This is a genomic window from Corynebacterium sp., assembly GCF_030532325.1.
GTDB lineage: Bacteria > Actinomycetota > Actinomycetes > Mycobacteriales > Mycobacteriaceae > Corynebacterium.
On the sequence record NZ_JAUNLS010000018.1, the window covers coordinates 16249 to 39874 of the forward strand.

At 66.5% G+C, this 23626-nt stretch carries 21 protein-coding genes; 7 read left to right on the forward strand and 14 right to left on the reverse strand.

The window, feature by feature from the left end; all coding sequences use genetic code 11:
• Nucleotides 1–71: 71 nt before the first annotated feature.
• Nucleotides 72–1469: a DHA2 family efflux MFS transporter permease subunit gene (locus Q4E25_RS09480; protein WP_303156548.1), complete on the reverse strand. Its 1398-nt coding sequence runs from the start codon at nt 1467–1469 to the stop codon at nt 72–74.
• Between the two features lie 46 nt (nt 1470–1515).
• On the opposite strand from Q4E25_RS09480, the gene Q4E25_RS09485 reads away from it, so the two are divergent.
• Nucleotides 1516–1839, forward strand: coding sequence for a hypothetical protein (locus Q4E25_RS09485; RefSeq protein ID WP_303156550.1), 324 nt, complete (start codon nt 1516–1518; stop codon nt 1837–1839).
• 177 nt (nt 1840–2016) lie between these two features.
• On the opposite strand, the gene Q4E25_RS09490 is transcribed toward Q4E25_RS09485, so the two are convergent.
• The 3 genes from Q4E25_RS09490 to gatC form a co-directional block, all read right to left on the reverse strand.
• Nucleotides 2017–2637, reverse strand: a complete 621-nt coding sequence (locus tag Q4E25_RS09490) for an META domain-containing protein (RefSeq protein WP_303156552.1) — start codon at nt 2635–2637, stop codon at nt 2017–2019.
• A gap of 79 nt (nt 2638–2716) precedes the next feature.
• Nucleotides 2717–4207: an Asp-tRNA(Asn)/Glu-tRNA(Gln) amidotransferase subunit GatA gene (gene gatA, locus Q4E25_RS09495; RefSeq protein WP_303156553.1), complete on the reverse strand. Its 1491-nt coding sequence runs from the start codon at nt 4205–4207 to the stop codon at nt 2717–2719.
• A gap of 2 nt (nt 4208–4209) precedes the next feature.
• Nucleotides 4210–4512 (reverse strand): Asp-tRNA(Asn)/Glu-tRNA(Gln) amidotransferase subunit GatC, encoded by a 303-nt coding sequence (gene gatC / locus Q4E25_RS09500; protein WP_303156556.1) that lies wholly within the window; start codon nt 4510–4512, stop codon nt 4210–4212.
• 249 nt (nt 4513–4761) lie between these two features.
• On the opposite strand from gatC, the gene Q4E25_RS09505 reads away from it, so the two are divergent.
• A complete protein-coding gene (locus Q4E25_RS09505) occupies nt 4762–5424 on the forward strand; it encodes an amino acid-binding ACT domain protein (RefSeq protein ID WP_303156557.1) in 663 nt (220 codons plus the stop codon).
• 6 nt (nt 5425–5430) lie between these two features.
• On the opposite strand, the gene ligA is transcribed toward Q4E25_RS09505, so the two are convergent.
• Both ligA and Q4E25_RS09515 read right to left on the reverse strand, forming a co-directional pair.
• Nucleotides 5431–7455, reverse strand: a complete 2025-nt coding sequence (gene ligA, locus Q4E25_RS09510) for an NAD-dependent DNA ligase LigA (protein WP_303156558.1) — start codon at nt 7453–7455, stop codon at nt 5431–5433.
• A gap of 72 nt (nt 7456–7527) precedes the next feature.
• On the reverse strand, nt 7528–8787 hold the full coding sequence (locus tag Q4E25_RS09515; RefSeq protein WP_303156559.1) for an ATP-binding protein: 1260 nt from the start codon (nt 8785–8787) through the stop codon (nt 7528–7530).
• Between the two features lie 219 nt (nt 8788–9006).
• Here Q4E25_RS09515 and Q4E25_RS09520 point away from each other — a divergent pair, with 219 nt between their 5' ends.
• The 4 genes from Q4E25_RS09520 to Q4E25_RS09535 all read left to right on the forward strand — a co-directional run bounded on the left by Q4E25_RS09520 (nt 9007) and on the right by Q4E25_RS09535 (nt 12603).
• Nucleotides 9007–9678 (forward strand): 3'-5' exonuclease, encoded by a 672-nt coding sequence (locus Q4E25_RS09520; RefSeq protein ID WP_303156560.1) that lies wholly within the window; start codon nt 9007–9009, stop codon nt 9676–9678.
• A gap of 66 nt (nt 9679–9744) precedes the next feature.
• Nucleotides 9745–10272, forward strand: coding sequence for a helix-turn-helix transcriptional regulator (locus Q4E25_RS09525; RefSeq protein ID WP_303156561.1), 528 nt, complete (start codon nt 9745–9747; stop codon nt 10270–10272).
• Nucleotides 10272–11327, forward strand: a complete 1056-nt coding sequence (locus Q4E25_RS09530) for a serine hydrolase (protein WP_303156563.1) — start codon at nt 10272–10274, stop codon at nt 11325–11327. Before Q4E25_RS09525 ends, Q4E25_RS09530 begins: the two co-directional genes overlap by 1 nt.
• A 148-nt stretch (nt 11328–11475) precedes the next feature.
• Complete coding sequence (locus Q4E25_RS09535; RefSeq protein WP_303156564.1) at nt 11476–12603, forward strand: ATP-binding protein; 1128 nt, start codon at nt 11476–11478, stop codon at nt 12601–12603.
• A 53-nt stretch (nt 12604–12656) separates the two neighbouring features.
• Here Q4E25_RS09535 and Q4E25_RS09540 read toward each other — a convergent pair whose 3' ends face one another.
• The gene (locus Q4E25_RS09540; protein WP_303156565.1) at nt 12657–13568 is read right to left on the reverse strand and encodes a methionine synthase; all 912 of its coding nucleotides are present in this window, start codon (nt 13566–13568) and stop codon (nt 12657–12659) included.
• The gene (mnmA, locus tag Q4E25_RS09545) at nt 13569–14663 is read right to left on the reverse strand and encodes a tRNA 2-thiouridine(34) synthase MnmA (RefSeq protein ID WP_303156566.1); all 1095 of its coding nucleotides are present in this window, start codon (nt 14661–14663) and stop codon (nt 13569–13571) included. It lies immediately after the preceding gene.
• A gap of 116 nt (nt 14664–14779) precedes the next feature.
• Between mnmA and Q4E25_RS09550 the strand changes: the two genes are divergently transcribed.
• On the forward strand, nt 14780–15667 hold the full coding sequence (locus Q4E25_RS09550) for a spermidine synthase (RefSeq protein ID WP_303156567.1): 888 nt from the start codon (nt 14780–14782) through the stop codon (nt 15665–15667).
• Here the strand turns inward: Q4E25_RS09550 and Q4E25_RS09555 are convergent.
• The 6 genes from Q4E25_RS09555 to Q4E25_RS09580 all read right to left on the reverse strand — a co-directional run bounded on the left by Q4E25_RS09555 (nt 15664) and on the right by Q4E25_RS09580 (nt 23619).
• Nucleotides 15664–16887 carry a glycoside hydrolase family 25 protein gene (locus Q4E25_RS09555; protein WP_303156568.1) on the reverse strand — a complete coding sequence of 408 codons (1224 nt, stop codon included), beginning with the start codon at nt 16885–16887 and terminating at the stop codon, nt 15664–15666. The genes Q4E25_RS09550 and Q4E25_RS09555 overlap by 4 nt on opposite strands.
• Nucleotides 16888–16954: 67 nt before the next feature.
• Nucleotides 16955–19390 carry a bifunctional lysylphosphatidylglycerol flippase/synthetase MprF gene (locus tag Q4E25_RS09560; protein WP_303156569.1) on the reverse strand — a complete coding sequence of 812 codons (2436 nt, stop codon included), beginning with the start codon at nt 19388–19390 and terminating at the stop codon, nt 16955–16957.
• Complete coding sequence (locus Q4E25_RS09565; RefSeq protein ID WP_303156570.1) at nt 19371–20660, reverse strand: alpha/beta hydrolase family protein; 1290 nt, start codon at nt 20658–20660, stop codon at nt 19371–19373. Before Q4E25_RS09565 ends, Q4E25_RS09560 begins: the two co-directional genes overlap by 20 nt.
• A gap of 56 nt (nt 20661–20716) precedes the next feature.
• Nucleotides 20717–21850 (reverse strand): cysteine desulfurase family protein, encoded by a 1134-nt coding sequence (locus tag Q4E25_RS09570; protein WP_303156571.1) that lies wholly within the window; start codon nt 21848–21850, stop codon nt 20717–20719.
• Nucleotides 21850–22788 carry an electron transfer flavoprotein subunit alpha/FixB family protein gene (locus Q4E25_RS09575; protein WP_303156572.1) on the reverse strand — a complete coding sequence of 313 codons (939 nt, stop codon included), beginning with the start codon at nt 22786–22788 and terminating at the stop codon, nt 21850–21852. The genes Q4E25_RS09570 and Q4E25_RS09575 overlap by 1 nt, the downstream gene beginning before the upstream one ends.
• Nucleotides 22789–22824: 36 nt before the next feature.
• Nucleotides 22825–23619 carry an electron transfer flavoprotein subunit beta/FixA family protein gene (locus Q4E25_RS09580; protein WP_303156574.1) on the reverse strand — a complete coding sequence of 265 codons (795 nt, stop codon included), beginning with the start codon at nt 23617–23619 and terminating at the stop codon, nt 22825–22827.
• Nucleotides 23620–23626: the final 7 nt, after the last annotated feature.

The window sequence follows — 23626 nt, forward strand, 5'->3', positions numbered from 1 at the left end:
TCCCCCAAGATACCCGGCGAAGTGCTCACTCGCACCGCCGGGAGGAAAGCGCGCGCTCAGCAACGCGCGCCCTAGGCCACCGGACGCGTGCTCTCGGCGTGCAGGGTGTTGCGGAAGAACAGCGAGGAAACCAGCCCGGCGCAGAGCATGGCGATGATGACGCTGAAAGCAGTGGGGATGGCGGCGACCTGCATGACCGCCGAGACCGCCGCCACGCCGATGACCGAGCCGACTTGGCGGGAGGTGTTGTACACGCCCGAGGCCGCGCCCATGAGCTCCGGGGGAACGTCGCGCATGGTGGTCGCGGCATTCGAGCCCCAGATGAAGGACTGCCCCGCCCCCAGCAGCGCGGCGGGCAGCGCCACCCACCAGGCGTGGTGATCGGAGTCCATCATCCACCACAGCAGCGCAAAGGCGCCGACGAGGATGCCAAAACCGGTCAGCGCTAGGCGACGCGGGTCGAGCTTGTCCGCCAGGATGCCCGCCAGCGGCGAAACGCCCAAGGAGACCACCGCCATGGGCGTGACCACCAGGCCCGCCTGGCCGGCGGAGAGCTCCTTGACTGATTGCAGCCACATCATCGTCGGAATCATCATGGAGGCCGCCATGAAGCCCATGGCAAAGATGGCCACCGAGCCCGCGGAGTAGTTGCGGTCCTTAAAAAGCTGCAGCGGGATGAGGGCCTCGGCGCCGCGCTGATCTGCGCTGGCCTGCAAGCGCGCAAAGAGGACGAGCGCGAGCGCCCCGACGAGCAGCACCACCCAGTTCCACAGCGCCCAGTGCGTCTCCGGGCCCTGCTGGATGGCAAAGACGAGGCAGCTCAGCGCCACGAAGGACACGGCCACGGACGCGCTATCGATGCTGCGCGCCGTGGTCCTGAGCGTGGGCACCCACAGTGCTGCCAGCACCACGGCGGCGGCCACCAGCGGGACGTGCACCCAAAACACCGCCTGCCAACCGAAGGCCCCAACGAGGAAGCCGCCGAGCAGCGGGCCGGTCAGCGAAGCCACCGAACCCACCACTCCCCACACGCCTAGGGCTCGGCCGCGGCGCTCGCGAGCAAAGATGCGGTTGATCACGGCCATGCTCTGCGGCATCTGCAGGGATGCGCCGATGCCCTGCACCGCGCGGGCGGCGATGAGCACACCGATTGTCGGGGCCAGCGCGCAGGCGATAGCGCCCAGGCCGAAGATGCCCACTCCAAGCTGAAAGATGCGCTTTTGGCCGTAGATATCCCCCAGGCGCCCGGTAAAGAGCAGGGGCACCACCACCGCGAGGAGGTAGATGGCAGAGACCCACATGATTTCATTGACCCCCGCGCCCAGCCCCTTCTGGATGCCGGGCAGGGCCACGGCGATCATCGACTGATCCAGCAGGGAGACAAAGAAACCGAGGGAGAGCGCAAACATGGCGCGCCAGGCGTCGCGCTCCGGTGGCAGCTGGGAAGCGGGGGTACTCGACACGGTCATTATCCGGAGTGTAGCTACATCTCGAATACGGACCTAAACTTGGCCCATGGCAATGATGAAGATCAAGAAACCCAAGGAAGTATCCACCGCCACCACCGTGGCCCTCGGTCTCATCGGCGGCTGGCTGACCGCCCGCGAGACCGGCATCCGCCCGCTCGGCGGCGTTGTGCTGGGAGCCGCTGGCCTGTGGGCCGGCCGCAGCTGGCTGGCTAAGACCAACCCGGCCACCACCGCGGGCCTCAGCGCACTCTACGCGGGTGCCTTCGGAGCCTCCCACCCGCTGGCCAAGAAGATCGGCTCCTGGCCGGCCGTGCTCACCGTCACCGCCGTGGCCGCTGGCGCCGCCTACGCGCTCTCCGATTCCAAGTAGACCAGGAGCCACGGCCTATCCCGAGATATATCAACCCTAAAAGTCTAGCCCTGGAAAACGAGACCTGCAGGTCGCGGTGCGTTGGGCCGTGGGCTCTGCGCTTGGCGACGTCGAGGTCTGTACTTCCAGGGCTAGATATCTGAGTTAGATTCCTGCGGCGCGCTCAGTGACTGGAGCTTAGTTGGCCGGCTCCACCGGCTGGCGCTCCTCCAGGTTGAACATGATGGCCGCGTCCTTGGTGCCCAAGGCCACGAAGCCGCCCTCGCCGGTGAAGACCGACGGGTTGGACTTAAGCAGGTTGAGCAGCTCAGCGCGGTTGTGGTCGGTGGCCGGGTCGCAGGCCTTGAGGGTGGAGGCGAAGTCGCCCACCTTGAGGGTGCCCTGCGGGGTCACCTCGTAGTCGGAGGTGTTGAGGTTGCAGCCGTCGTGCGCGCGCACGGTGCCGTCCTCGTTGAAGTTGACCACCACGGCGCCGTCTTGCGCCACGCTGCGCAGGTTGCCGGAGGTCAGAACTTGCGTGGCTGTCTCAGCATCGGCCTTCTGCAGGCCCGCGCCCAGCGGGGAGATGAGGTTCACGTGCTGGGAACCGTCACCCTGCGGTGTGGTCTCGCCGGGCTGGGCGGTGGAGGAGCCGAGGGCCTCGGCAGCTGCCTTGACCACGGCGTCGGCGTTGAGGTTGCTCGAGTTCACGTCAAAGGGAAAGGGGTTGGAGGGCTCGGCCGCCTGGGCAATTCCCGTACCCAGCACAAGCGCGGTCGAGGCTGACAAAGCTACGGTCGCAAACTTTTTGATGTGCATGGCCCACAAGTTATCCCCCGCTGATCACTCAATCAACGGGGGATAAACAACAGTTACTCAATTGGCAGCTGCGCCACAGCTAGTCCAGCTGGCGGCCAGCTTCATAGGCGGCACCCACCTTGTAGAGGCGGTCGTCCTCAAAGGCCGGGGCCATGATCTGCAGGCCGGTGGGCAGGTTGCTGTCCGAGGCCATGCCCGAGGGCACGGACATGCCGCATACGCCCGCCAGGTTCAGCGGCAGGGTGCACAGGTCGAAGTTGTACATCGCCATCGGGTCCTCGACCTTCTCCCCCAGCTTGAAGGCGGTGGTCGGGGTGGTGGGCGAGACAAGCACGTCGACCTTCTCAAAGGCCTGGGCAAAGTCCTGGGCAATGAGGGTGCGCACGCGCTGGGCTTGCAGGTAGTAGGCGTCGTAGTAGCCCACGGACAGCGCGTAGGTGCCCAGCATGATGCGGCGCTTGACCTCCGGGCCGAAGCCGGCCGCGCGAGAGAGCGACATGACCTCCTCGGCGGAGTGGCTGCCGTCATCGCCCACGCGCAGGCCGTAACGCATGCCGTCAAAGCGCGCCAGGTTGGAGGAAACCTCGCAGGGCATGATGAGGTAGTAGGCAGCCAGGGCGTCGTCAAAGTGCGGGCAGTCCACCTCGACGGTCTCCGCACCCTGGGAGACCAGCTGATCGACGGCCTGGTGGTACGCCTCCATCACACCCGGCTGCCAGCCGTCGCGCTCGAACTGCTTGATGAGGCCGATCTTCACGCCGCTGAGGTCACCCTTGGCGCCCTCCTTGGCCGCGGCCACCACTGGGGCCACCGGCTTGTCCACGCTGGTGGCGTCGAAGGCGTCGTGGCCGGCGATGATCTCGTGCAGCAGCGCGGTGTCCAGCACGGTGCGGGCGGTGGGGCCTGCCTGGTCCAGGGAGGAAGCGGCGGCGATGAGCCCGTAGCGGGACACGGTGCCGTAGGTGGGCTTAACGCCCACGGTGTTGGTCAGCGCGGCAGGCTGGCGGATGGATCCGCCCGTGTCGGTGCCGATGCCCAGCGGTGCCTGGCCGGAGGCCAGCGCGGCCGCGGTGCCGCCGCCGGAACCACCCGGGGTGCGCTCGGTGTCGTAGGGGTTGCGGGCCGGGCCGTAGGCGGAGTTCTCATTGGAGGAGCCCATGGCGAACTCGTCGAGGTTGGTCTTGCCCAGGATCGGGATGCCGGCCTCGCGCAGTTTGGTGACCAGGGTGGCGTCGTAAGGCGAGATCCAGCCCTCGAGCATCTTGGAGGCGGCGGTGGTGGGCGCGTCGGTGGTCACCAGCAGGTCCTTGAGCGCCAGCGGCACGCCGGCCAGAGAGGAGGCAGGCTTTTCACCGGCATCCAGGGCCTTATCGACGGCGTCGGCAGTAGCCAGGGCCTCCTCGGCGCCGACGTGCAGGAAGGAGTTGAGCTCGCCGTTGGTCTCCGCGATGCGGTCAAGGAAGGCCTGGGTGACCTCGCGGGAGGTCAACTCACGGGAGTGGATCTTCTCCGCCAGCTCGGCGGCGGTCATAGACACAATGCCCTCGGCGGGCGTGATAAAGGTTGCCATAATTATTCGTCTCCTCCACCCAGAATCTGCGGCACTACGAAGCGGTCATCCTCCGCGTCCGGCGCCTGGTCCAAGGCCTGCTCGGCGGTGAGCAGGCGCACGATCTCATCGGGGCGCATCGGGGCGTCAACAGAGTGCGGGTGAGACATGGGCTCGACGCCCTCGGTGTTGACCTGGCCCACTGCGGACACGGAATCCACAATCTTGTCGATCTGGGTAGCGAAGTGCTTCAGTTCCTCTTCACTGAGCGCAAGCCGTGACAGCTTGGCCAAGTGCGCGACCTCATCACGCGAAATCTCAGACACGCGAACTCCATCCTTTTAATTCAGGTAGACGGTTTGTAGCTAAGCAACCATCGTACTGCACGCGCCGGCACGCGCCATCACTGGCTGGATACGTGCCGGGCTGCTTTCGGTGCTCGGCCGCAGCCTGCCGCCGGGCAGCGATAACTCGAATTAATCTACGCAGGTTATTGAATAGTATTCGGCCGGGCAGGTAGCATGAAGACCGCTTAGTACAGAATTTTCTATTAGAGAGTCAACAAAGAGTTAGCCATGTCCTTCCTCGTTCGTGTCCTTCTTCCTGATTCGCCCGGCAGCCTGGGCCTGCTTGCCGACTCCCTCGGTGGCATCGGCGCCAACATCCAGTCCGTGGATATCGTTGAAAACTTTCCCGAGGGGACGGTGATGGACGACATCGTCGTCGAGCTGCCCCAGGGCACCATGGCCGATGAAATCATCACCGCCGCCCAGGGTGTGGAAGGCGTGGTCATCGACTCGATCCGCCCCTTCAGCGGGCGCGTGGACCGCCGCGGGCAGATCCACCTGCTGGCGCACGTGGCCTCGAAGAAGGACGTCACCGCCGCCATGACGGAGGTCTGCGCAGCCATCCCCCGCGCGCTGACCTCCAACTGGGCCATCGTGATCGAAAACGCCGATCCGATCCGCCGCATTGCCTCCTCAGACGCCGCCCCGGAGGATGACGGGACTATTCCCACCAACATCGACGTCGAGCGCGCCCGGGTGCTCAACCCGGAGCGCGAGGAATGGATTCCGGAGGCCTGGGCGCTGCTCGATTCCGCGCTGGCGGCCGCCCCGCTGACCGGCACCGACTACGTCATCGTCATGGGCCGCGTGGGCGGGCCGGATTACCTGGCCTCCGAGGTGGAGCACCTCGGTGACCTGGGCACCATCCTGGGCGCGTTCCTACGCAACTAACTCTGCTTAGGCCTCGCCGGTCTCGAGCAGCTGCTGGAAACCGGACTCGTCCAGGATGCGCAGGCCCAGATCCCGGGCCTTATCCGCCTTGGAGCCGGCGTTGTCCCCCACCACCACGTAGTCGGTCTTCTTCGACACCGAGCCCGCGGCCTTGCCACCGCGGGAGATGATGGCCTCTTTGGCGGAATCACGCGTGAAATTCTCCAGGGTGCCGGTGACCACCACAGTGAGCCCTTCGAGGGTCTGCTCTGGCTTGTCACTGGTGGTGTCCTCCATGCTCACCCCAGCCTTGGCCCACTTCTCCACGATCTCGCGATGCCAGTCCACCTCGAACCACTGCTTAAACGAGGCCGCGATGATCTCCCCCACGCCGTCGGTTTCAGCGAGCTCGCTTTCCGACGCCTCCCGCAACGCCTCCATCGAGCCATAACGGCTGGCCAGAGCTCGGGCGGCGATGGGGCCGACGTGGCGGATGGACAGCGCGACGAGCACACGCCAGAACTCCGTCTCGCGGGCCGACTTGAGGTTCTCCAGCAGCTTCTTGCCTTGGGCGTTGAGGTTACCCGCCTTGGTGGTAAAGGCACTGGTCTTGAGCAGCGCCTCGGCATCGAGATCGAAGAGATCCGACTCGTCCTTGAGCACGCCGGAGTCAATGAGATCGACCGCGGCCTTCTCCCCCAGCACCTCGATGTCCAGCGCCTTGCGGGAGGCCAAGTACTCAAGGCGGGCGGCCAGCTGCGCCGGGCAGCTGCGCGTGTTGGGGCAACGCCAGTCTTGGTCGCCCTCCTTCTGCGGGGCGAGCGTGGTCCCGCAGGCCGGGCAGGTCTCGGGAAAGACAAACTCGCGCTCGGAGCCGTCGCGCAGCTCCAGCACCGGGCCCAGCACCTCCGGGATGATTTCCCCCGCCTTGCGGATGATGACGGTGTCCCCGATAAGCACGTTCTTGTTCTTGACCTCGAACTGGTTGTGCAGCGTGGCGCGCGAGACCGTCGAGCCGGAGACAAAGACCGGTTCCATGACCGCAAAGGGGGTCACGCGCCCGGTGCGGCCCACGCTGACTTCGATGTCGAGCAGCTTGGTGGTGACCTCCTCCGGCGGGTATTTATAGGCAATCGCCCACCGCGGCGCGCGGGAGGTTGCCCCGAGCGCGCGCTGGCTGGCAAGATCGTCGACCTTGACCACTAGGCCGTCCATCTCAAAGTAGGCGTCGTGGCGGTGCTCGGCCCAGTAGCTCACCTGCTCCTGGACGGCCTCGGCCGAGTGCACCTGTTTGGTATAAGGGCTCACCGGGAAACCCCAGGCTTCCAGGGCCCGGTAGGCGTCATGCTGGGAAGCGGGTTCGAAGCCCTCGCGCGCGCCGATGCCGTGGCAGACCATGTGTAGGCGGCGCTTCTTGACCTCCTTGGGGTCCTTCATGCGCAGCCCGCCCGCAGCAGCGTTGCGCGGATTGGCAAAGGTGGGCTTGCCCTCCTCGCGGCGCGCGGCGTTGATCTCCTCGAACTCATCGGGGCGCATGTAGACCTCCCCGCGCACCTCCAGCACCGCCGGCACGGGGTAGTCATCGGTGCCGGTGATCTGGTGCGGGATGTCCGGGATCACCTTGGCGTTGGCGGTGATGTCTTCGCCCACGCGGCCGTCGCCACGCGTAGCGGCGGTGGTGAGTGTGCCGTCGCGGTAGACCAAGTCGATGGACAGGCCATCAATCTTCAGCTCAGTGAGGTAAGTCTTGGCCGGGGTGCGGTCCAGCCAGTCCTGCATCTCCTCTGCGCTGAAGACGTTATCCAGGCTGTAGAGGCGCTCCAGGTGCTCAATATCCGCCGCACCCTCCGGCGCCGCGCCCACCTGCTGGGTGGGCGAGTCCGGGGTTTGCAACTCGGGGTGCTCGGCCTCGAGGGCCAGCAGGCGCTGGAAGAGGGCGTCGAAGTCCGCGTCCGGGATCGTGGGTTCGCCGTTGTAGTACTGCTCCCGGTGGCGGCGTACCTCCTGGGCGAGCTCGGACCATTCGCGTTGGATATCTACTGGGTTAGTCACGGTGAACCAGTCTAGCCAGTGCCGCGGACACGGCAGCGGGTTACATGACGGCGGTGGTCAGAAGCGTTCTCATCAACTCCGCCACAGGTAGGACATCGGCAGGGCGATGAGCTTTTCTCCCAATGGTTGCACGCGATCAATGGGAGCCAACACGAAGCCTCCTACAAACTTCTTGCCCAGCTTCTCCCGAAGAACCGCGAGGTGCTTGGCGTGGTCACTTTTCACCGTTGACCCAGACTTCACTTCGACAGCCACAATGTTTCCATCTGCGTACTCGATGATCGCGTCTACTTCCATTCCCCCGCTTTCACGCCAGTGGAGAATCCGGTAGTCAGTATCCGCCCATCCCTGCTGGGCACAGAGCTCTTGAAGGACAAAGCCCTCGACCAGATGGCCAAAGTTGGAGCTGGCCATCGGGTTCATGAGTGCCGATTCCTCTTGACCTGAGAGCCAGCATGCCAATCCAGAATCAGTGACCCAGGCCTTTGGTTTGGAAACCTCCCGGGCTGTCAGGTTATTTTTCCACGCCTTGGCTTGCGAAAGCAGAAACAGCCGCGCAAGCGTATCCAGGTAGCTGCGCACGGTCGATGCCGGAATATCAGCTTCCCTGGCCAACTTCGAGGGAACCAACTCCCCCGCCTGGTGCGCTGCTGACAGACGCATGAGTGACTGGAGACGCCCAGGTTGCGCACGCTCCTGCGCCAGCGTCTCTTCCACGACGGTCATGTGCCCTAGGTAGGAGTCAAACCACAGCTTGCGCATCCGCGGACTCAACTCCAGCACGGGCGGATACCCGCCTCGAAGGAGCATGCCTACCAGTTCTTTTCGCGTGACAACCTCTGGTGCTACTGTTTGCGAGCTCAGGGAAAGAAGCTCCGGCACTCTATCAACAAAAGTCCCCATGTCCAGGGTCCCAGCCACCTCCTGTTGTGCCAGGGGGTGAAGATGCAGATCAACCATCCGGCCGGCTAGCGAATCCTTGCGCCCTAATCCGCGCGCAAAATCAGAGGACCCCGTTATGACAAAACGGCCGGGGCGCCGATCTGCATCGACTTCCGCTTTCAAGGCCAAGCTCAACTCCGGCAAGCGCTGGATCTCATCAATGATGAGCGCTCGATCACCACCCTGTTTCACAAAATACAGTGGGTCATCCTGAGCCAAGGACAGTGCAGCGGGATCATCGAGCGTGACGTAGACCGCCTCATCCAAGCCGAGGTGTTGAGTCAGCGTTGACTTGCCCACCTGACGGGAACCGGTGACATGCAAGATAGGAGAAAACTCAAGAACCTCCCGCGCCAGCTCTTCAAGACCTCGCCGAATGTATGAATTCATAGAGCCCATCCTACCTGCCGATAGTCATTTCACAATACTCTATCCGTCATTCTGCAGAACCATGTCTGTCATTCTGCAACATCGAGTTCGTCATTCTACAGAGACACGTCTGTCATTCTGCAGCACCGAGTTCGTCATTCTGCAGGACTCACAGTGCCAGTCTCGCGGACTTTCGAACACCGCGCCGCGCTGTCCGGGCTAGGCACTAGAGTGAAACGCATGAACTTCGACGCCACCCGCATGCTTTCCTTCGATTTGGAGACCACCTCCACCAACCCCAAAGAAGCCCGCATTGTCACCTCCGCGCTCGTGCGCATTGATGGCCGGGATGTGACCAAGAAAGAAACCCTGGCGGATCCCGGCGTGGAGATCCCGGAGGCAGCCGCCAAGATCCACGGCATCACCACGGAAAAGGCCCGCGCGGAGGGCCGCCCGCACGAGGAAGTCCTCAAGGAAACCGTGGAGGCCATCTACCAAGGCTGGGAGGAAGGCCTCACGCTTGTTGTCTACAACGCGGCTTATGACCTTTCCGTCCTGCGCGCGCTGACCGGGGACTTCACCGTCAACGGGCCAGTCTACGATCCCTTCGTCATCGACCGCGTCAAGGACAAGTGGCGCAAGGGCAAGCGCACGCTGACTGACGTCTCCGCGCACTACGGCGTGCAGCTGGATAACGCCCACGAGGCCACCTCGGATGCACTCGCCGCCGCCCGCGTGGCGTGGAAACAGGTGCGCCAGCACTACCCAGAGCTATCCCAGATGGACACCACGGAGCTCATGGAGTTCCAAGCGGTCGAGTGGTACAAAGACCGCGAGTCCTTCAAGAAGTACCTGCAGGGCCAGGGCAAGGCTGCCTCTGACGTCTCCGCCGCGTGGCCGATGATTTCTTAAGCCCGGCACAGGAGCTATTTCCCTCCAGCGGTTACCATAATTCTAGAGTTCTTTAATTCTAGAATTATGAAAGCGACCGACCTTGAAGCACGCCTGGCTGAGCTTGAGCGCCGCATCGAAGCGCTCGATTCCGGCAACGGCATTTCCAGCCCCACTTCCCCTCAACACCACACCGTCTCCTCCCCGGATGCCGATCGCTTCTGGCTCGTCAGCGCCCTGCAGAACGGCCCGGAGATCCCCGATGGCTCCGTCATCTTCGGCGGCGACGTCAGCTTTGGTGGCAAGCGCTTTGCCTACCAGTGGCAGCGCCCCACCCACTTCATCGCGGATGAGTCTTGGTCCGACAAACTGGAGCGCCTCGCCGCGCTGGCCCACCCGGTGCGCGGTGAGATCCTGCGCAGGCTCCTCTGCGCGCCTGCCACCGCGGCGGAGCTCGTAGAGGAAGAGGTAGTCAGCTCCACCGGCACCGCCTACCACCACCTCGGCGCATTGCAGTCCGCCGGCTGGGTAGCCAAAGACGAGGGCCGGTGGTCCATCCGCCCCAGCAGGGTCGTCCCCCTGATGAGCATCGTTATCGCGGCGGAGGATCACTGATGAGCCACGCAGCACACAATCACACAGCGCACAATACTGAACCCGTACGGCGCCGCCCCCTGACACTGGTCCTCGCCATCCTCGTCGCCCTCATCCTGGCCGGGGCCCTGATACTCATCGGCCCCAAGCCCATCACGCTCTCTACCCAGCGCACGGGCGACGCCGACCTTGCCGGGGCCATCGACAAGCACGCGCAGCGCGGCTTCCGCAACGTCACTGCCTTTACCCTCAACGGCGATGAGACCACCTTTGCGGGCCTGGGCGCAGACGCGCACACGGAGGTAGAGATCGGCTCGGTGACCAAGATGTTCACCGCGGAACTGCTCCACCAGGAGGTGGCCGCTGGGCGGCTGAGCCTAGACACCACCGTGGGCGAGGTGCTCGACGTCGGCGATACACCCATCGCCACGGTCAGTCTGCGCGAGCTGCGGGATCACACCTCGGGCCTGCCGCGGCTGGCCAGCACCAATGCGCTGAGCAACATCACGGACATGATCACCGGCGCCAACCCTTACGAGGGCGAGAGCGTCCATGACATCATGGAGGCGGCCACCGACGCCGAACTTTCTGGCCGCGGGGAGGAAAGCTACTCCAATCTGGGATACGCGCTGCTCGGCCACGTCCTCGAAACCGAGGCCGGCGTGCCCTACGAGCAGCTGCTGCGCGAGCGGATCTTCCACCCTGCCGGCATGAGCGAGACCTACCTCATGACCCCGGGTAGCGTGCCTGCCGATGCCCCACGCGGCATCATGGCCAGTGGCCGTGCCGCCCAGCCCTGGGAAATGGAGGGCTCCGCCCCCGCCGGCGCGATTCGCTCCACCGCCGCTGACATGTCGAAGTTTGCCCAGTGGATGATGAGCAACGGTGACGTCACCTACGGCTGGGAGGTCAACGCGCCGGAGGACGGTGGCGGCTACTGGCACGACGGCGGAACCTACGGCTATTCCACCATGCTGATCATCGACCCAGACACCCGCCATGCGGCCTTTGCCAACAACGACACCTTGATGGGCACTGAGAGCCTTGCCCACGAGCTGTTCAAGGAGATGAGCTAGACCATGTTTCTCTTCGCCCCCATCTTGCTCACCCGGCCCGCACCCGCGCACCCGGCCGCCGCCCGCCAGGAGGCAAAGTCTCCCGAATCTCCGGCGCATTAAAAGTCTCCGAAATCTCCCAAGTCTCCACTCGCGCTATACTGGCGACATGACTGCGCAGAACCCCTTCCGCCCCACCTTCGGCGCCCCGCCCCTGTTTTGGGTGGGGCGCTCGGTTGTCCTCGATACCTTCCGCGGGGCGCTGCACGCTCAGGCAGGAACCGCGGGCCGCTCGCTGGTCATCAGCGGTGCGCGCGGAATCGGCAAGACGGTCCTGCTCAACGAGCTCGAGGATATCGCCGAGACCCAGGGCTGGATCACGCTGCGCGCCTCCGGCCGCAGCACCATGGTCGAGGAGCTGGTCAACACCACCATCCCGCGCATCATCGAGCGCCTCTCGCCCTCCGATAAGCGCAGAATCAACCGCCTAGGCATCGGCGGGGTGGGCTCCATCGGCATCGAGCACACTACCGAGGTGCCCTTCACGCACAACCTCAACACCCGCCTGCGCGAGCTGCTGTCCCTGCTGCGCGGGGTGGGGGTGCTGCTTAGCATCGACGAGGTGCAAGACGCCCACACCGAGGATCTCACCACCATCGCGGTGACCTATCAGGACCTCGTGCGCGACGAGCTGGACGTGGCGATTGTCGCCGCCGGGCTGCCGCAGGGCATCAACAAGCTGCTGGATCTGCCCGGCGTGACCTTCCTGCGCCGCGCCCAGAAGTTCGTCCTTGGCCCGCTCTCCCCCGCCAACGCCGCCGAGGCCTTTACCGCCACCGCCGCCAACTCCGGGCTGCAGTTCACCGGGCCCGCCGTCAGCGCCGCCGTGGAGCTCTCCCGCGGCTACCCCTACCTGGTCCAGCTGGTGGGCTCCCTGGCGTGGTCGCGCGCCGAGCGCCTGGGCACGAGCCACATCGAGGCCGAGCACGTGGAGGCGATTTCCCAGCAGGCCATCACCACCCTGGGAGTCCAGGTGCATCAGCCGGCCACCACGGCCCTGCCGCCGGCGCAGCGCGAGTTCCTCGAGGCCATGTCCGCGGTCATCACCGGCGGTGTGGCGGACATCGCGGACATCGCTGCGCACCTCCAGCGCACGGTCCGCTCGTTATCGGCCACGCGCCAGCGGCTTATCGACGCCGACCTCATCGAACCCATCGCCCACGGCCAGCTCCAATTCGTCATCCCCTACATGGAGCGCTACTTCACCGGAACGGACCGGCTGGGGAGAGTCGACTAGAGCGGTTGGCTCAAGGAGCCCCCGCTAGCTCACGCCGCGCCGATAAACCCCGTCTAGAGGTCCCCGGCGTCGCGCTCGAGCATGCCGGCGGTCGCCGCCGCCGAGCGCAGCGTGGCCGCATTCGCCGCGACCGGATAGACGTCCACGTGATCCACCAGCAACTCGCGCGGCATGCCCATGCGGTCGAAATGACGAGCAATGGCTATCGCCTCGGCGCGGGCATCCCTGCCTGCAACGCCGAAGCCGATGCGCTTACCCGCGCTGAGGTGCTCGCCGAGGCCGTCGAAGTGCTCGCCGGTGTCGAGCCCAGCGAAGTCAGTGAGGAAGGTGCCTGCCGCGCGGGCGGCCTCCCACACCGGCGGTGCGTAGAGGTACTCGGCCTCGAAGGGCGCCAGCCGCTCGAGTGCCGCCTCGGCCGGCAGCGGCGGGATGGTATCAAAGTCCGTGGTGCCGGGCACCTGCCCCGCAATAAGCTGCGCCAGCAGTGGCTCGTCGAGCTGCACCGCCACCTCGGCATGGAAGCGACGGGCCACGTCGGCCGCGTGCTCGGCCACGCCTGCGCGCAGGGCCTCGGTGAGTTCCTCTAGCGCGCCGCGATCTGTGAGCACCCGGTGCCCATTGGAGAGCTCAATGCTCGCCGCCAGCGACCACGGGCCCATCGCTTGCACCTTGATGCGCTGCACGCTCTCGCCCCAGGCCTCCTGGATCTCGTCGAGATCGCGCTCCAACCTGTCCCAGATCCTGCGAGTAAGCAGCTGCGGGCGCGCGGTCATCCGCCACGCGCGTGGGCCGCGGTCAATGCTGATGGCCGCGAGCATGCTGGCGGTGCGCCCCACCGCATCCGATCCCAGCCCACGCTGCGGGAGCTGCGGGATGGCGGGCAGCTGGCCTGTCTCCCCCATGATGATGTCGGCGGCCTCGGCAATGGACAGGCCCGGCATGGGGCCGCGTGCAAACCCAGTCATCTATGCGGCTCGTGAGGTTGCGCAAATGGTGCCCGAACCCAGCACGATATCGCCCAGCTCGTCGGTGCTCGGCAGGTAGAGCACGGCCGCCTGCCCGCGGGCCACGCCCTGCAGCGGCTCCTTGAGTTCGAGCACCATGCGGTCAGCCTCGCGGTCAACGTGCGCGCGGCATGGCACCACCGAACCGTGGGCGCGCACCTGCACCTCGCAGTCAAACTCCCCCTCCATGGCCGGGTGGAGGTACTTGAGGCGGTCGGCCTCAATGCCGCTGACGCTAAGATCCGCGCGCGAGCCGACGGTCACCGTGCCGGACTCGGCGTCGATGTCCGTGACGTAGCGCGGGCTGCCGTCGGCGGTCGGGGTCTTAATGTCCAGCCCCTTGCGCTGGCCAATGGTGAAATTCCACGCGCCGTCGTGTTCCTTGAGCTCCTGGCCCTCCGTGTCTACGATCATGCCCGGGCGCATGCCGATGGACTTGCCCAGGAAGGCCTGGGTGTTGCCGTCCGGGATGAAGCAGATGTCGTAGGAGTCGGGCTTGGTGGCCGTTGAGAAGCCATGCTTCTTGGCCTCCTCGCGTATCTGGGGCTTGGGCGTATCGCCGATCGGAAAGAAGCAGTGATCCAGCTCCTCCTTGGTGATGACCCCCAGCACGTAGGACTGATCCTTGTTCTCATCAAGGGAGCGGCGCATGTAGCCGTTCTCATCGATGGTGGCGTAGTGGCCGGTGGCCACGGCATCGAAGCCCAGCGCCATGCCCTTGCGCAGCAGCGCAGCGAACTTGATCTTCTCGTTGCAGCGCAAGCACGGGTTCGGGGTCTCACCGCGGGCGTAGGAGTCCACGAAGTCCCCGATGACGGCCTCCTTGAATTCCTCGGAGAAGTCCCACACGTAAAAGGGAATGCCCAGTTTGTCGCACACGCGGCGGGCATCGGCAGAATCCTCCAGGGAGCAGCAGCCGCGGGCCTTCTCTCGGGTTTGCTGGGCGTCCTTGTGCAGCGCGAGGTGGACCCCCACCACGTCGTGACCGGCCTCGACGGCGCGGGCCGCCGCAACGGAGGAATCCACGCCGCCGGACATTGCTACTAGAACTCGCATGCCTAACAGTATGGACTCCTCGTGAGCACAGTCCAAACGCTCCCGTCTGGCTCAGTCCACGCCTTCTCAGTCCACGCAATTCGGCGCCCGCGCGTGCTGCGACTAGTTCTGGGGCAATGGGTAGAAAACGAGGCAGCGGAGGTTCCAGCAGCGCAGGCGCGGGCAAAGCGACGAAGAGCATCGCGGGCACCTACGCCATTTCCACTGGGGAGCTCGTGGTGGAGGCGGACACCTTCCGGGAGGATGCCTACATCCTCAACATCAACGGGGTTCCTTCCTCGCACATCGTGCTGGGCCAGCCGCGCGAGCTGGAGTTCGAGTACATGCGCTGGATCGCCGCTGCCTTGGAGTCCCTCTCACCTGGCAGGCGCCTGTTGCACCTGGGCGGCGGGGGCTGCTCGCTGCCACGGTATGTCGCGGACCTGTGGCCGGATTCCCACAACACCGTGGTGGAGCTCGACGCTCGCCTGGGCGAGCTCATCCGCGAGCTCTTCGATATCCCCAAGGCCCCGCGGGTCAAGATCCGCGCCGGCGAGGCCAGGGAGGTCACCGAGGGCTTCCCGCCTGGGCGCTTCGACGTCATCATCCGCGACGTCTTCGCCGGTGCCGAAACACCGCAGCCGCTGACCACGGTGGAGTTTTTCCACCACGCCCACCGGGTGCTTAGCCCGGGCGGGCTCTACGTGGCCAACTGCGGCGATCACTCGGATCTGCGCGGGGCAACCGCGGAGCTGGCCGGAATGCGGGAGGTCTTCGAGCACGTCGCGTGCATTGCCGATCCCCCTATGCTCAAGGGTCGGCGCTACGGCAACATCATCCTCATTGGCTCCGACGCCGAACTACCCGCCGAGGGCTCGCCGGAGGCCGCCGCCCTGGCCAAGCCCCTGCTCTCCGGGGCGGTTCCCGCCCACTACAAGGACGAGGCGTGGACGCGCAGGTTCATCGACGCCGCGCAGCCGCGCTGGGATCCTCCGGTAAAATCTGCTGAGGTCAGCGCCGACTAGTTGAGGGCCTGGTTGACCGCGCCGGCCACCTGGACGTGATCCACGTCCGGGGTCTCCACGCCGGCGGCGTCGGCCATCTCGGAGGCGGCAGCGACGTCCTCGGCGTCGACCTCGATGTCGGACACAGCCGCGGCGTTGCTCTCATCGCCACCCTGATCGGCGGCGCCTGCCTCCGGGGCGGCGCCGGTGTTGGCAGAGCTCATCTGCTGCAGATGATCGGCGTTGTCTAGGAAGATGGCCAGGTCGCTCACGGTGGCGTCGTTGCTGATGAGCTTCTGCAGGTCATCGGTGGTGATGGCGCCGTCGTTGAGCAGCTGCTCGGCCTGGGTGGCCAGGCCCTGCGGGTCGATGCTGATGCCGGCGTCGGCAGCCGCGTCCACCACCGCGGGCATGAGGGCGGCACCGGCGGCCAGGGCGATAATCGCGCCGATGAGCGCGGTGGCGTCCTCGCCGAGGTCCAGGCCAGGCACGGTCATCTCACGCAGCACACCGCCGAAGTCGATGTAGTTGCCGGCGGAGAAGGACTCCAGCTGGGCGTGGGTGCCGTTGAAGAGGTTCATGTCCACGTCGGTCTCCACGCCGGCCACGCGGCCGGAGCCGGAGCGCTGCCAGAAGGCCAGCTTGTCCCAGCCGCCGACGGGCTCCGGGGCGGTGTCCTGATAGGCGGCCAGCCACAGCGGGTACTCGGAGAACTCGGTGGTGTTGCCCATCTCGCCCATCCAGAAGTACTTGTAGGTGTAGAGCATCGGGGTGCGGCCGGTGAGGTGCTTGACCTCAGTCATAAAGGTGTCAATCCACTCGGTCAGCTGCGCCTGGCTCAGCCCTTCGCTGACCTCGATGTCGAGCACCGGCGGCAGGGTCTGGCCGGGCACCAGCGCGATCTGGGATGCGAAGTTGGCAGCCTGGTACTTGGCGTCGCCAGCGGGGCGGGCGTAGTGGTAGGCGCCCACCTTAAGCCCAGCCACGCGGGCGGCGTTGGCGTCGCCCACGAACTTCTCGTTGACGTAGCCAGTGCCCTCGGTGGCCTTGACAAAGGCGTAGGACTGGCCGTCGGACTTCACGGCGTTCCAGTCGATGCCACGCAGCGAGGCGTGGTTGTTGGAGGAGACGTCGATGCCCGAGGGCGCGGTGGACGGGATTGCGGCGGCAGGGGACAAGGAAAGTGTCAGGGCAGTCACAGCGGAAACGGCGATGGCAACAAGGCGGCGTGCATAGGTCATGCGCGCCACAGTACCGGCTTAGTCCCATTTGTCACGTTCACAACACGCGAAACATAGATAACTTTCTTCACACTTGCCGCACACGGGCACGAGCCTGGCGCCAGGCCTTCACCGCGCGGGCGGCGTCAGCAGGGCGCATCTGCGGCAGGTAGGCATGCGCCACCGCCATACCGATGGCCGGCAAGGCCAGCTCGTCCTCGTAGACCACATACCAGGTGTGCTCCTGCGGCTGGAACTTGCGCTTCGAGGCCGCCAAGGAACGAAAGCCGTACACCGGCTCCATGCCCTGCCCCAGCCGAGCGAGCAGAGCGTCCACCAGGCCGGGGTTCTCCGGGTGCGCAGCTAGCGGGGCGCCCGAGAGCGAAATCCACCCGCAGCCCTCCTCCTTGGCCACAAGGAGCGCCTCGGAGATGAGAAACTCCATGACTCCCTTGAAGCCGCCCTCCGCTCGCCGCATGACGTCAAGGGTGTAGCCCACCAAGCGCCCCTCCTCGCGCACCGGCAGCCAAGAGGTCACCCCGTGCAGCGCGCCTTGCTTATCCACACCCACCAGCAGCCGCGTGCCCGGCACCTGCATCTCGGCCAGCCCGCCAAGGGTAAAGCCCATCTCGGGCAGGGCCTTGTCCACCACCCAGGACTCGGAAAGCTCGCTGATGCGCGATTGCATTACCAGGCTCAGCTCCTCCCACGTACTCCAGTAAGTCCGTACTCCTTCCGTGACTGCACGGTTGCGGGCGGTGCGCACGTTCTGGAACTTCTTGCCCTTAAAGTCCGCGTGCTCGGTGGAGAGCACGGCCTCCTCGGCGACCTCCACGCGGCTAAAGCCGGGACGCTGAAACGAAGCCCCCACTGAGTACCAGGCAGGCCGCAGCCCCTGCTCGCGGGCGAAGGCCTCAAACTCCTCGGCCACCTGCGCGCGCTCGCACCCCACCGGCTCCCCCAGCGTCAGCGCTACCCCGCCCCAGGCCCGATAGGCCACGTAGCCCGTACCGGCCGCGTTAAAGAAGTAGCGGTTTCCCGGCCACAGGGACATGAAAGAGAGGTGGTCGCCACTGCCCTGATCCAGCACCGCGCGGGCCCGGGCACGGGTAGCCTCGGCCGCCGGATCCGCCGGGGTGGCGAACATCCGGTAGGCCACCCAGGCCACCGCGAGCCACAGCACCGTGCCCGTCCACTCGTAGAGCATCCAGCTCGCCGCGCTGTTCGGGACCATCCAGTAGGGAAACATCAGCCCCACCACCGGCGGGAGGAAGCGCAGGGGCAACTCGCCGAGGATCTCCGGCCAGCCAGCCCCACCCAGGAAGGACTCGCGCAGCCCGTAGGCTCCGGCGCACCACACGCCCGCACACAGCGCCGCCACCGCCAGCACCCGGCGCAGGGCGCGGCGCAGCTCAGCGCGGGATTCGCGCACGCTGAAGGCCCGCCGGTTCCACAGCAGAACCACCAGGCAGGCCAGCCACGGCAGTACCACCGTGGCGAGGTTCACCCCGTAGAGCACTATCCCGTCAGCATCAAGATCCGCCAGCTGCGTCAAGAGCACAGCCATGACAATGGGCTGGATGGCACAGGCCGCCCACCACGCCGCGCGCCGGCCGCGCATGAGCCCGAAGCACACCACCAACTGGATCACCGCAGGCATGAGGTTGGCCACCAGCGGCCCGAGCCCGGAGACGCGGCTGAAATCCACCGCCTCCCGGCACAGCTGCGAGGCGCTATCCGCCGCGCAGGCCGCCTGCGCCTGGTAGGCCGATACGTCACCGGACCACATCAACTGGGTCACCGGGCTGAAGGGCCCCTCCGCGGCCGGGTTGAGCGCCACCAACAGCGGGCCCAGCGCCACCGCCCCCACCACGATGGCGGTGAGTACGCGCTTCTCGCTTGTCGACGCCCACCCCACCGGCATCACCCCGCCTTCCGCACGCCCCCGGCACAGCAGCGCCCAGGCGATGCCCGCTGCGATCGACATGAACGCTGCGGTGGTACCGAGGACGTCGGCAAGCGAGCCCGAGTACAGCGCCATGGTGGCCATGAGCGCGAGGATGACCACGCGCACGCGGCGCTGCCACAGCCGCGGCATCCACGCCGAGGCGCAGCCCGCCGCACCTACGATGAACGCGATGGGGGTCAGCTGCGTGGAGTGCAGGAGGTCCTCGCCCCAGCGGTTGAGCCCGGCCAGCTCGATACCGCGGGCGGCCACCAGAGCGACGGGCACTGCGAGCAGCTCGATGCCCAGCCCCGCCAGCAGCATGCCCCGCGATCCCAGCACCCGCTCCGCGGGAATGCACAGCGCCAGGGCCAGAAGGCTCAGCGAGGCCAGCCCGCCGAGCGTGGAGGCTGTCAAGAGCGCAGGCAGGACCGGCGGGAGCACCCCGCGCGCGGCAAAGGCCAGCCACATGCTCAGCAGCAGGCCGCAGGTGACGGGGACACCGGCGGCGAGCGTGCGGGCGCGCCACAGCGCGGCAGGGATGGTCTTGGTGAATGTCTCAGAGGTGAACATCGTCATCGTGGACTCCATCGAAGGGATCAGTGGTGGTGCTCAGGCCGCCGCGGTAGGCCGCCCAGGCGAAGGTGTCGCGCAGCGCGGGGCGCCACACGTCGAAGGAATGGCCGCCAGGCCGGATGCCGTAAAAGGTGGCGATACCCGCCCGGCGGGCCTTTTCCGAGAGCTCGCGCAGCGCGTCCAGGGAGACCTCATCGCGGTTTCCGGTGATGAAGACGGCCTTCTTGCCCGGATAGCGCTGCGTGCTGAGCAGATCAGCGGGGTTGTTCGCCGCGAAGGCGCGCTCGCTGCCGCCGAAGAACTTCTCCACGGTGGCGCGGTGGCTGCCGATGGTCGGCTCGGGCTCGCCGGAGATGTCCACGATGGAGCCAAAGGCCTCGGGGTGGGTGGTGAGAACCTGCAGCGAGCACGTGCCTCCGTAGGAGAGCCCGGCCAGCGTCCAGTGCTCTTGGTCCTCGTCCACGCGGAAGAGTTGCTTGAGATCCTGGGGTACGTCGCGGCTGAGGTAGGTCATGACGTTGGCCATCGGCGAGTCCACGCAGATAGGGTTGGCACTCTCGCTGCCGGTGGCGTCCACGGCCACAACAATGGGGCTGAGTCCCCCGTTGGCGCGCTGGAAGGCATCGGCGGTCTCGGCGGCCTCCCCTGCGCCGAACCACTGCTCCGGGCCGCCGGGGTTGCCGTGCAGCAAGACGAGCACCGGCAGGCGCTGAGTCCAGTAGGCAGGCGGGAGGTAGGCGATGGCCTGGCGGGCGTGGAACCCGGAGGACCTGCCAGGCAGATCCACGTGCACAATGGCCGCCCCGGAGCCAGCCGCAGAGTGATCGGCGCCTGGGGACTCTAGGCCCCGCGAGCTAGACTCCGCGTAGCTCATCTCCGGGGCCACCGGCTGCGGGTCCAGGGAGCCGACGTCCGGGTAAGACTGGTACTCCACGTTGACCAGCCCAGCGGTGGCCACTGCGCTGACGACGGCCACCGCGGCCATGAGCGCGCGGCGCCCCGAGTGGTGGATGAGCGAAATGACTGCTACCACGGGTACCAGCCCGGCGACGAAAAGATGCACCGGCACGTCCCAGCGGCGCAGCGCAGCGTAGGCGGCCACCACCAAGGGCAGCGCCAGCAGCAGGGAGAGGCCGTCGCGGCGCTTAAGCCTCCAAGCGATGAGCAGCGCGCCGAGCACGAGCACCGCCGTGTAGAGCGCGCCGTTGACCGGGCCCGTCAGGGGAAGGCGCAGGATATCGCGGAGGACCGGCACACCGACAAAAGAATTCACCCGGTCAGACTATGACCGGGTGAAAGAGAATGGGCTGCGAGAAGTCTGTGACTTTTCTACGAGACGCTGCGTGCGCGCTGGATGAGCTCCGGCAGCTTCTGGGCCACGTAGTCCACGTCCTCCTCGGTGGTCATCCTGCCCAGGCTAAAACGTAGGCTTCCCAGGCCGCGCTCCTCGCTGACCCCCATGGCCTCCAGCACGTGGGACATGCGGTTGACGCCCGCGTGGCAGGCAGAGCCCGCGGAGGCCTCGATGCCGGCAGAATCTAGCAGCATGATGAGGCTATCGCCGTCAGTGCCGGGGAAGGAGACGTGCAGGTGGGAGGCCAGGCCCGGCTCAGAAGAGTTGACCTGGACGTCCTCGATGGTGCTCACGATGGCCTGCTGCAGCTTATCGCGCAGGCGGCGCACCTGGGCCTCCTCCGCTTCCATCTCAGCCACGGATTCGCGCAGTGCCGCGGCCAGGGCGCTGGCACTGGCCACGTCCACCGTGCCGGGGCGCAGGCCGCGCTCCTGCCCGCCGCCGAAAGTCAGCGGCTGCGGCACCGGGGTGCGCTTGGCCAGCAGCAGGCCAGTGCCGCGCGGGCCGCCGAACTTGTGGGCACTAGCTGCCAGGGTGCTCATGCCGGCCGCGTGGAAGTTCACCGGGATCTTGCCTACGACCTGCACGCCGTCCACGTGCACCGGGGTGCCCACGGCGGTGGCCCGGGCGATGACCTCCTCGATGGGTTCGATCACGCCGATCTCGTTGTTAGCCCACATGCAGGTGGCTAGCGCGGCCGGGGTATCCAACGCGCTGAAGTCGGTGACGCGGCCGTCGGCACCCACCGGCAGCAGCTCCACCTGCGCGCCCTCAGCCTTGCGCAGGTGCTCGACGGTCTGGCGCACCGCGGAGTGCTCCACCGGGGTGGAGATGATGCGTTGCCCGCCCTGCTCGCCGCGGCGGGCGCGGTAGAAGCCCTGCACCGCGATGTTGTCAGCCTCCGTGCCCGAAGCGGTGAAGATCACCTCGATGGGCTCGCACCCCAGCAGCTCGGCGACGGTCTCGCGGGCGTCGTCCAGCACGGAGCGCGCACGGCGGCCCGAGGCGTAGCTGGCGCCAGAGTTGAGCGCGCCCGCCGCCTCCACCCAGGCGTCAATGGCCACCTGGCGCATGGGCTGGGTGGCGGCGTAATCGAAGTAGTGAGACATTATGCGCGCGACTCCAATTCCTTGACCAGGGCCGGCACGATCTCGTGGACATCCCCCACCACGCCGAGATCCGCGATCTGGAAGAAGGGCTCGTCCTGGTCCTGGTTGATGACCACGATGGTGTCGGAGGTCTGCATGCCGGAGGTGTGCTGGATGGCGCCGGAGATGCCCAGCGCAATGTAGAGCTCCGGGGAAACGGTCACGCCGGTCTGGCCGATCTGATGCGCGGGGTCGTAGTAGCCCAAATCCACCACGTCGCGGGTGGCGCCCACGGCGCCGCCGAGGGCGTCGGCCAGCGGCTCAACGATGGTGCCGAAGGCATCGCCCACACCACGGCCACCGGACACAACGACCTTTGCGGAGGTCAGCTCCGGGCGGGCGGTTCTCTCCGCCGGGGTAAAGGAGGTCACGGTGACGTCCTTGGCGGTGGCCGCGGGCAGCTCGAAGGGCGCCGGGGCGGCGGCCACCGGCTGGGGGTCGGCCTTCACGGAACCCGGGCGCAGCGTGTAGACGGCCGAGCCGGTGGCCGTGGAGGTGGTCTCGTAGGAGCCGCCGAAGATGGTCATGTGCGCGGAGCCGTCCGCGTTGATGGCATCCACGTTGGCCAGCACGCCCGAGCCCAGGCGGGCGGCCAGGCGGCCGGCGATCTCGTTGTTGGTGGGGGTGGCGGCTAAGACGACGGGCGCCGGGTTGTTCGCGGCCAGCGCGTGGAGGGCGTCCACCTCCGGGGTGATGAGGCGCTTGTTGTAATCGGCGGCGGTGGCCTGCACCACCTGGGCGGCGCCCAGGGCGCCGAGTTCGGCGTCGAAGGCCGCGGCATCGGGGCCGACCACCACGGCGGAGACCGTACCCAGCGCGCGGGCGGCGGTCACGAGCTCAGCGGTGACGGCGCTCAGCTGGCCTGCTTCGTGTTCTACAAGCACGTAGACGTGAGACATTCTTGCTCCCTTTTCTTCTCTTCGCTTCGGTGGTGGCTAGATAAAGTTCTTCGCGGCCAGGAAGTCCGCGATCTTCGCCGCGGCCGTGGCTGCATCCGGCTCCGCGATGACCTCGCCGGCGGTGCGGGCTGGGCGCTGCGCGGCGGCGGTGACTGCGGTGGTGGCCGGCACGCCGTCGATGCCCAGCTCCGCCACGCTCAGCGTGGTGATCTCGGCCTTCTTGGCGGCCATGAGGCCCTTGAAGTTGGGGAAGCGCGGCTTATCCGCCTTATCGCCAAAGGAGGCGATGGCCGGCAGGGAGGCCTCGAGCTCCCAGTGGCCGTGGGCGTCCTCGCGGGTGCCGCTGAGGGTGCCACCGGCCAGGCTGGCGGAGTTGAGCTCGGTCAGCGCCGGCAGCTGGCGGTACTCCGCGAGCAGGCCGGCGAGCGCGCCGGTGCTGGCATCGGAGGAGGAGTTGCCCATGGTGATCAGCTGCACCTCCCCGAAGGTCTCCGCCACCTTGTTCACCGCGGCGTTGAGTACCCAGGCGGTGGCTAGGGCGTCGGCACCGGAGAGCGCGTCATCGCTGACGTGGACGGCCTCGTCCGCGCCCATGGCCAGAGCCTTGCGCAGGGACTCCTCGGAGACCGCCGGGCCCATGGTCAGGGCGACCACCTTAAAGTCAGACTCCGGGTTGGCCTCGCGCAGGCGCAGGGCTTGCTCGACGGAGTATTCGTTGACCTCGTCGATGACGTTATCCACGCTGGCGCGATCCAAGGTGTGATCCGCCTCCAGGGTCTTGGTGGACCAGGTATCCGGTACGTGTTTGACCAGAGCCACGATTACTGGCATGTGAGCA

Bases quoted from the DNA above. Each gene is read 5' to 3' on its own strand.
- Q4E25_RS09570 (WP_303156571.1), bottom strand. From the start codon at position 21,850: ATGTCTCACTACTTCGATTACGCCGCCACCCAGCCCATGCGCCAGGTG.
- Q4E25_RS09540 (WP_303156565.1), bottom strand. From the start codon at position 13,568: ATGACTGGGTTTGCACGCGGCCCCATGCCGGGCCTGTCCATTGCCGAG.
- Q4E25_RS09515 (WP_303156559.1), bottom strand. From the start codon at position 8,787: ATGAATTCATACATTCGGCGAGGTCTTGAAGAGCTGGCGCGGGAGGTT.
- Q4E25_RS09530 (WP_303156563.1), top strand. From the start codon at position 10,272: ATGAGCCACGCAGCACACAATCACACAGCGCACAATACTGAACCCGTA.
- Q4E25_RS09490 (WP_303156552.1), bottom strand. From the start codon at position 2,637: ATGCACATCAAAAAGTTTGCGACCGTAGCTTTGTCAGCCTCGACCGCG.
- Q4E25_RS09580 (WP_303156574.1), bottom strand. From the start codon at position 23,619: ATGCCAGTAATCGTGGCTCTGGTCAAACACGTACCGGATACCTGGTCC.
- Q4E25_RS09560 (WP_303156569.1), bottom strand. From the start codon at position 19,390: ATGACGATGTTCACCTCTGAGACATTCACCAAGACCATCCCTGCCGCG.
- Q4E25_RS09480 (WP_303156548.1), bottom strand. From the start codon at position 1,469: ATGACCGTGTCGAGTACCCCCGCTTCCCAGCTGCCACCGGAGCGCGAC.
- Q4E25_RS09485 (WP_303156550.1), top strand. From the start codon at position 1,516: ATGGCAATGATGAAGATCAAGAAACCCAAGGAAGTATCCACCGCCACC.
- Q4E25_RS09525 (WP_303156561.1), top strand. From the start codon at position 9,745: ATGAAAGCGACCGACCTTGAAGCACGCCTGGCTGAGCTTGAGCGCCGC.
- Q4E25_RS09575 (WP_303156572.1), bottom strand. From the start codon at position 22,788: ATGTCTCACGTCTACGTGCTTGTAGAACACGAAGCAGGCCAGCTGAGC.
- Q4E25_RS09535 (WP_303156564.1), top strand. From the start codon at position 11,476: ATGACTGCGCAGAACCCCTTCCGCCCCACCTTCGGCGCCCCGCCCCTG.
- gatA (WP_303156553.1), bottom strand. From the start codon at position 4,207: ATGGCAACCTTTATCACGCCCGCCGAGGGCATTGTGTCTATGACCGCC.
- Q4E25_RS09550 (WP_303156567.1), top strand. From the start codon at position 14,780: ATGGGTAGAAAACGAGGCAGCGGAGGTTCCAGCAGCGCAGGCGCGGGC.
- mnmA (WP_303156566.1), bottom strand. From the start codon at position 14,663: ATGCGAGTTCTAGTAGCAATGTCCGGCGGCGTGGATTCCTCCGTTGCG.
- Q4E25_RS09555 (WP_303156568.1), bottom strand. From the start codon at position 16,887: ATGACCTATGCACGCCGCCTTGTTGCCATCGCCGTTTCCGCTGTGACT.
- Q4E25_RS09520 (WP_303156560.1), top strand. From the start codon at position 9,007: ATGAACTTCGACGCCACCCGCATGCTTTCCTTCGATTTGGAGACCACC.
- Q4E25_RS09505 (WP_303156557.1), top strand. From the start codon at position 4,762: ATGTCCTTCCTCGTTCGTGTCCTTCTTCCTGATTCGCCCGGCAGCCTG.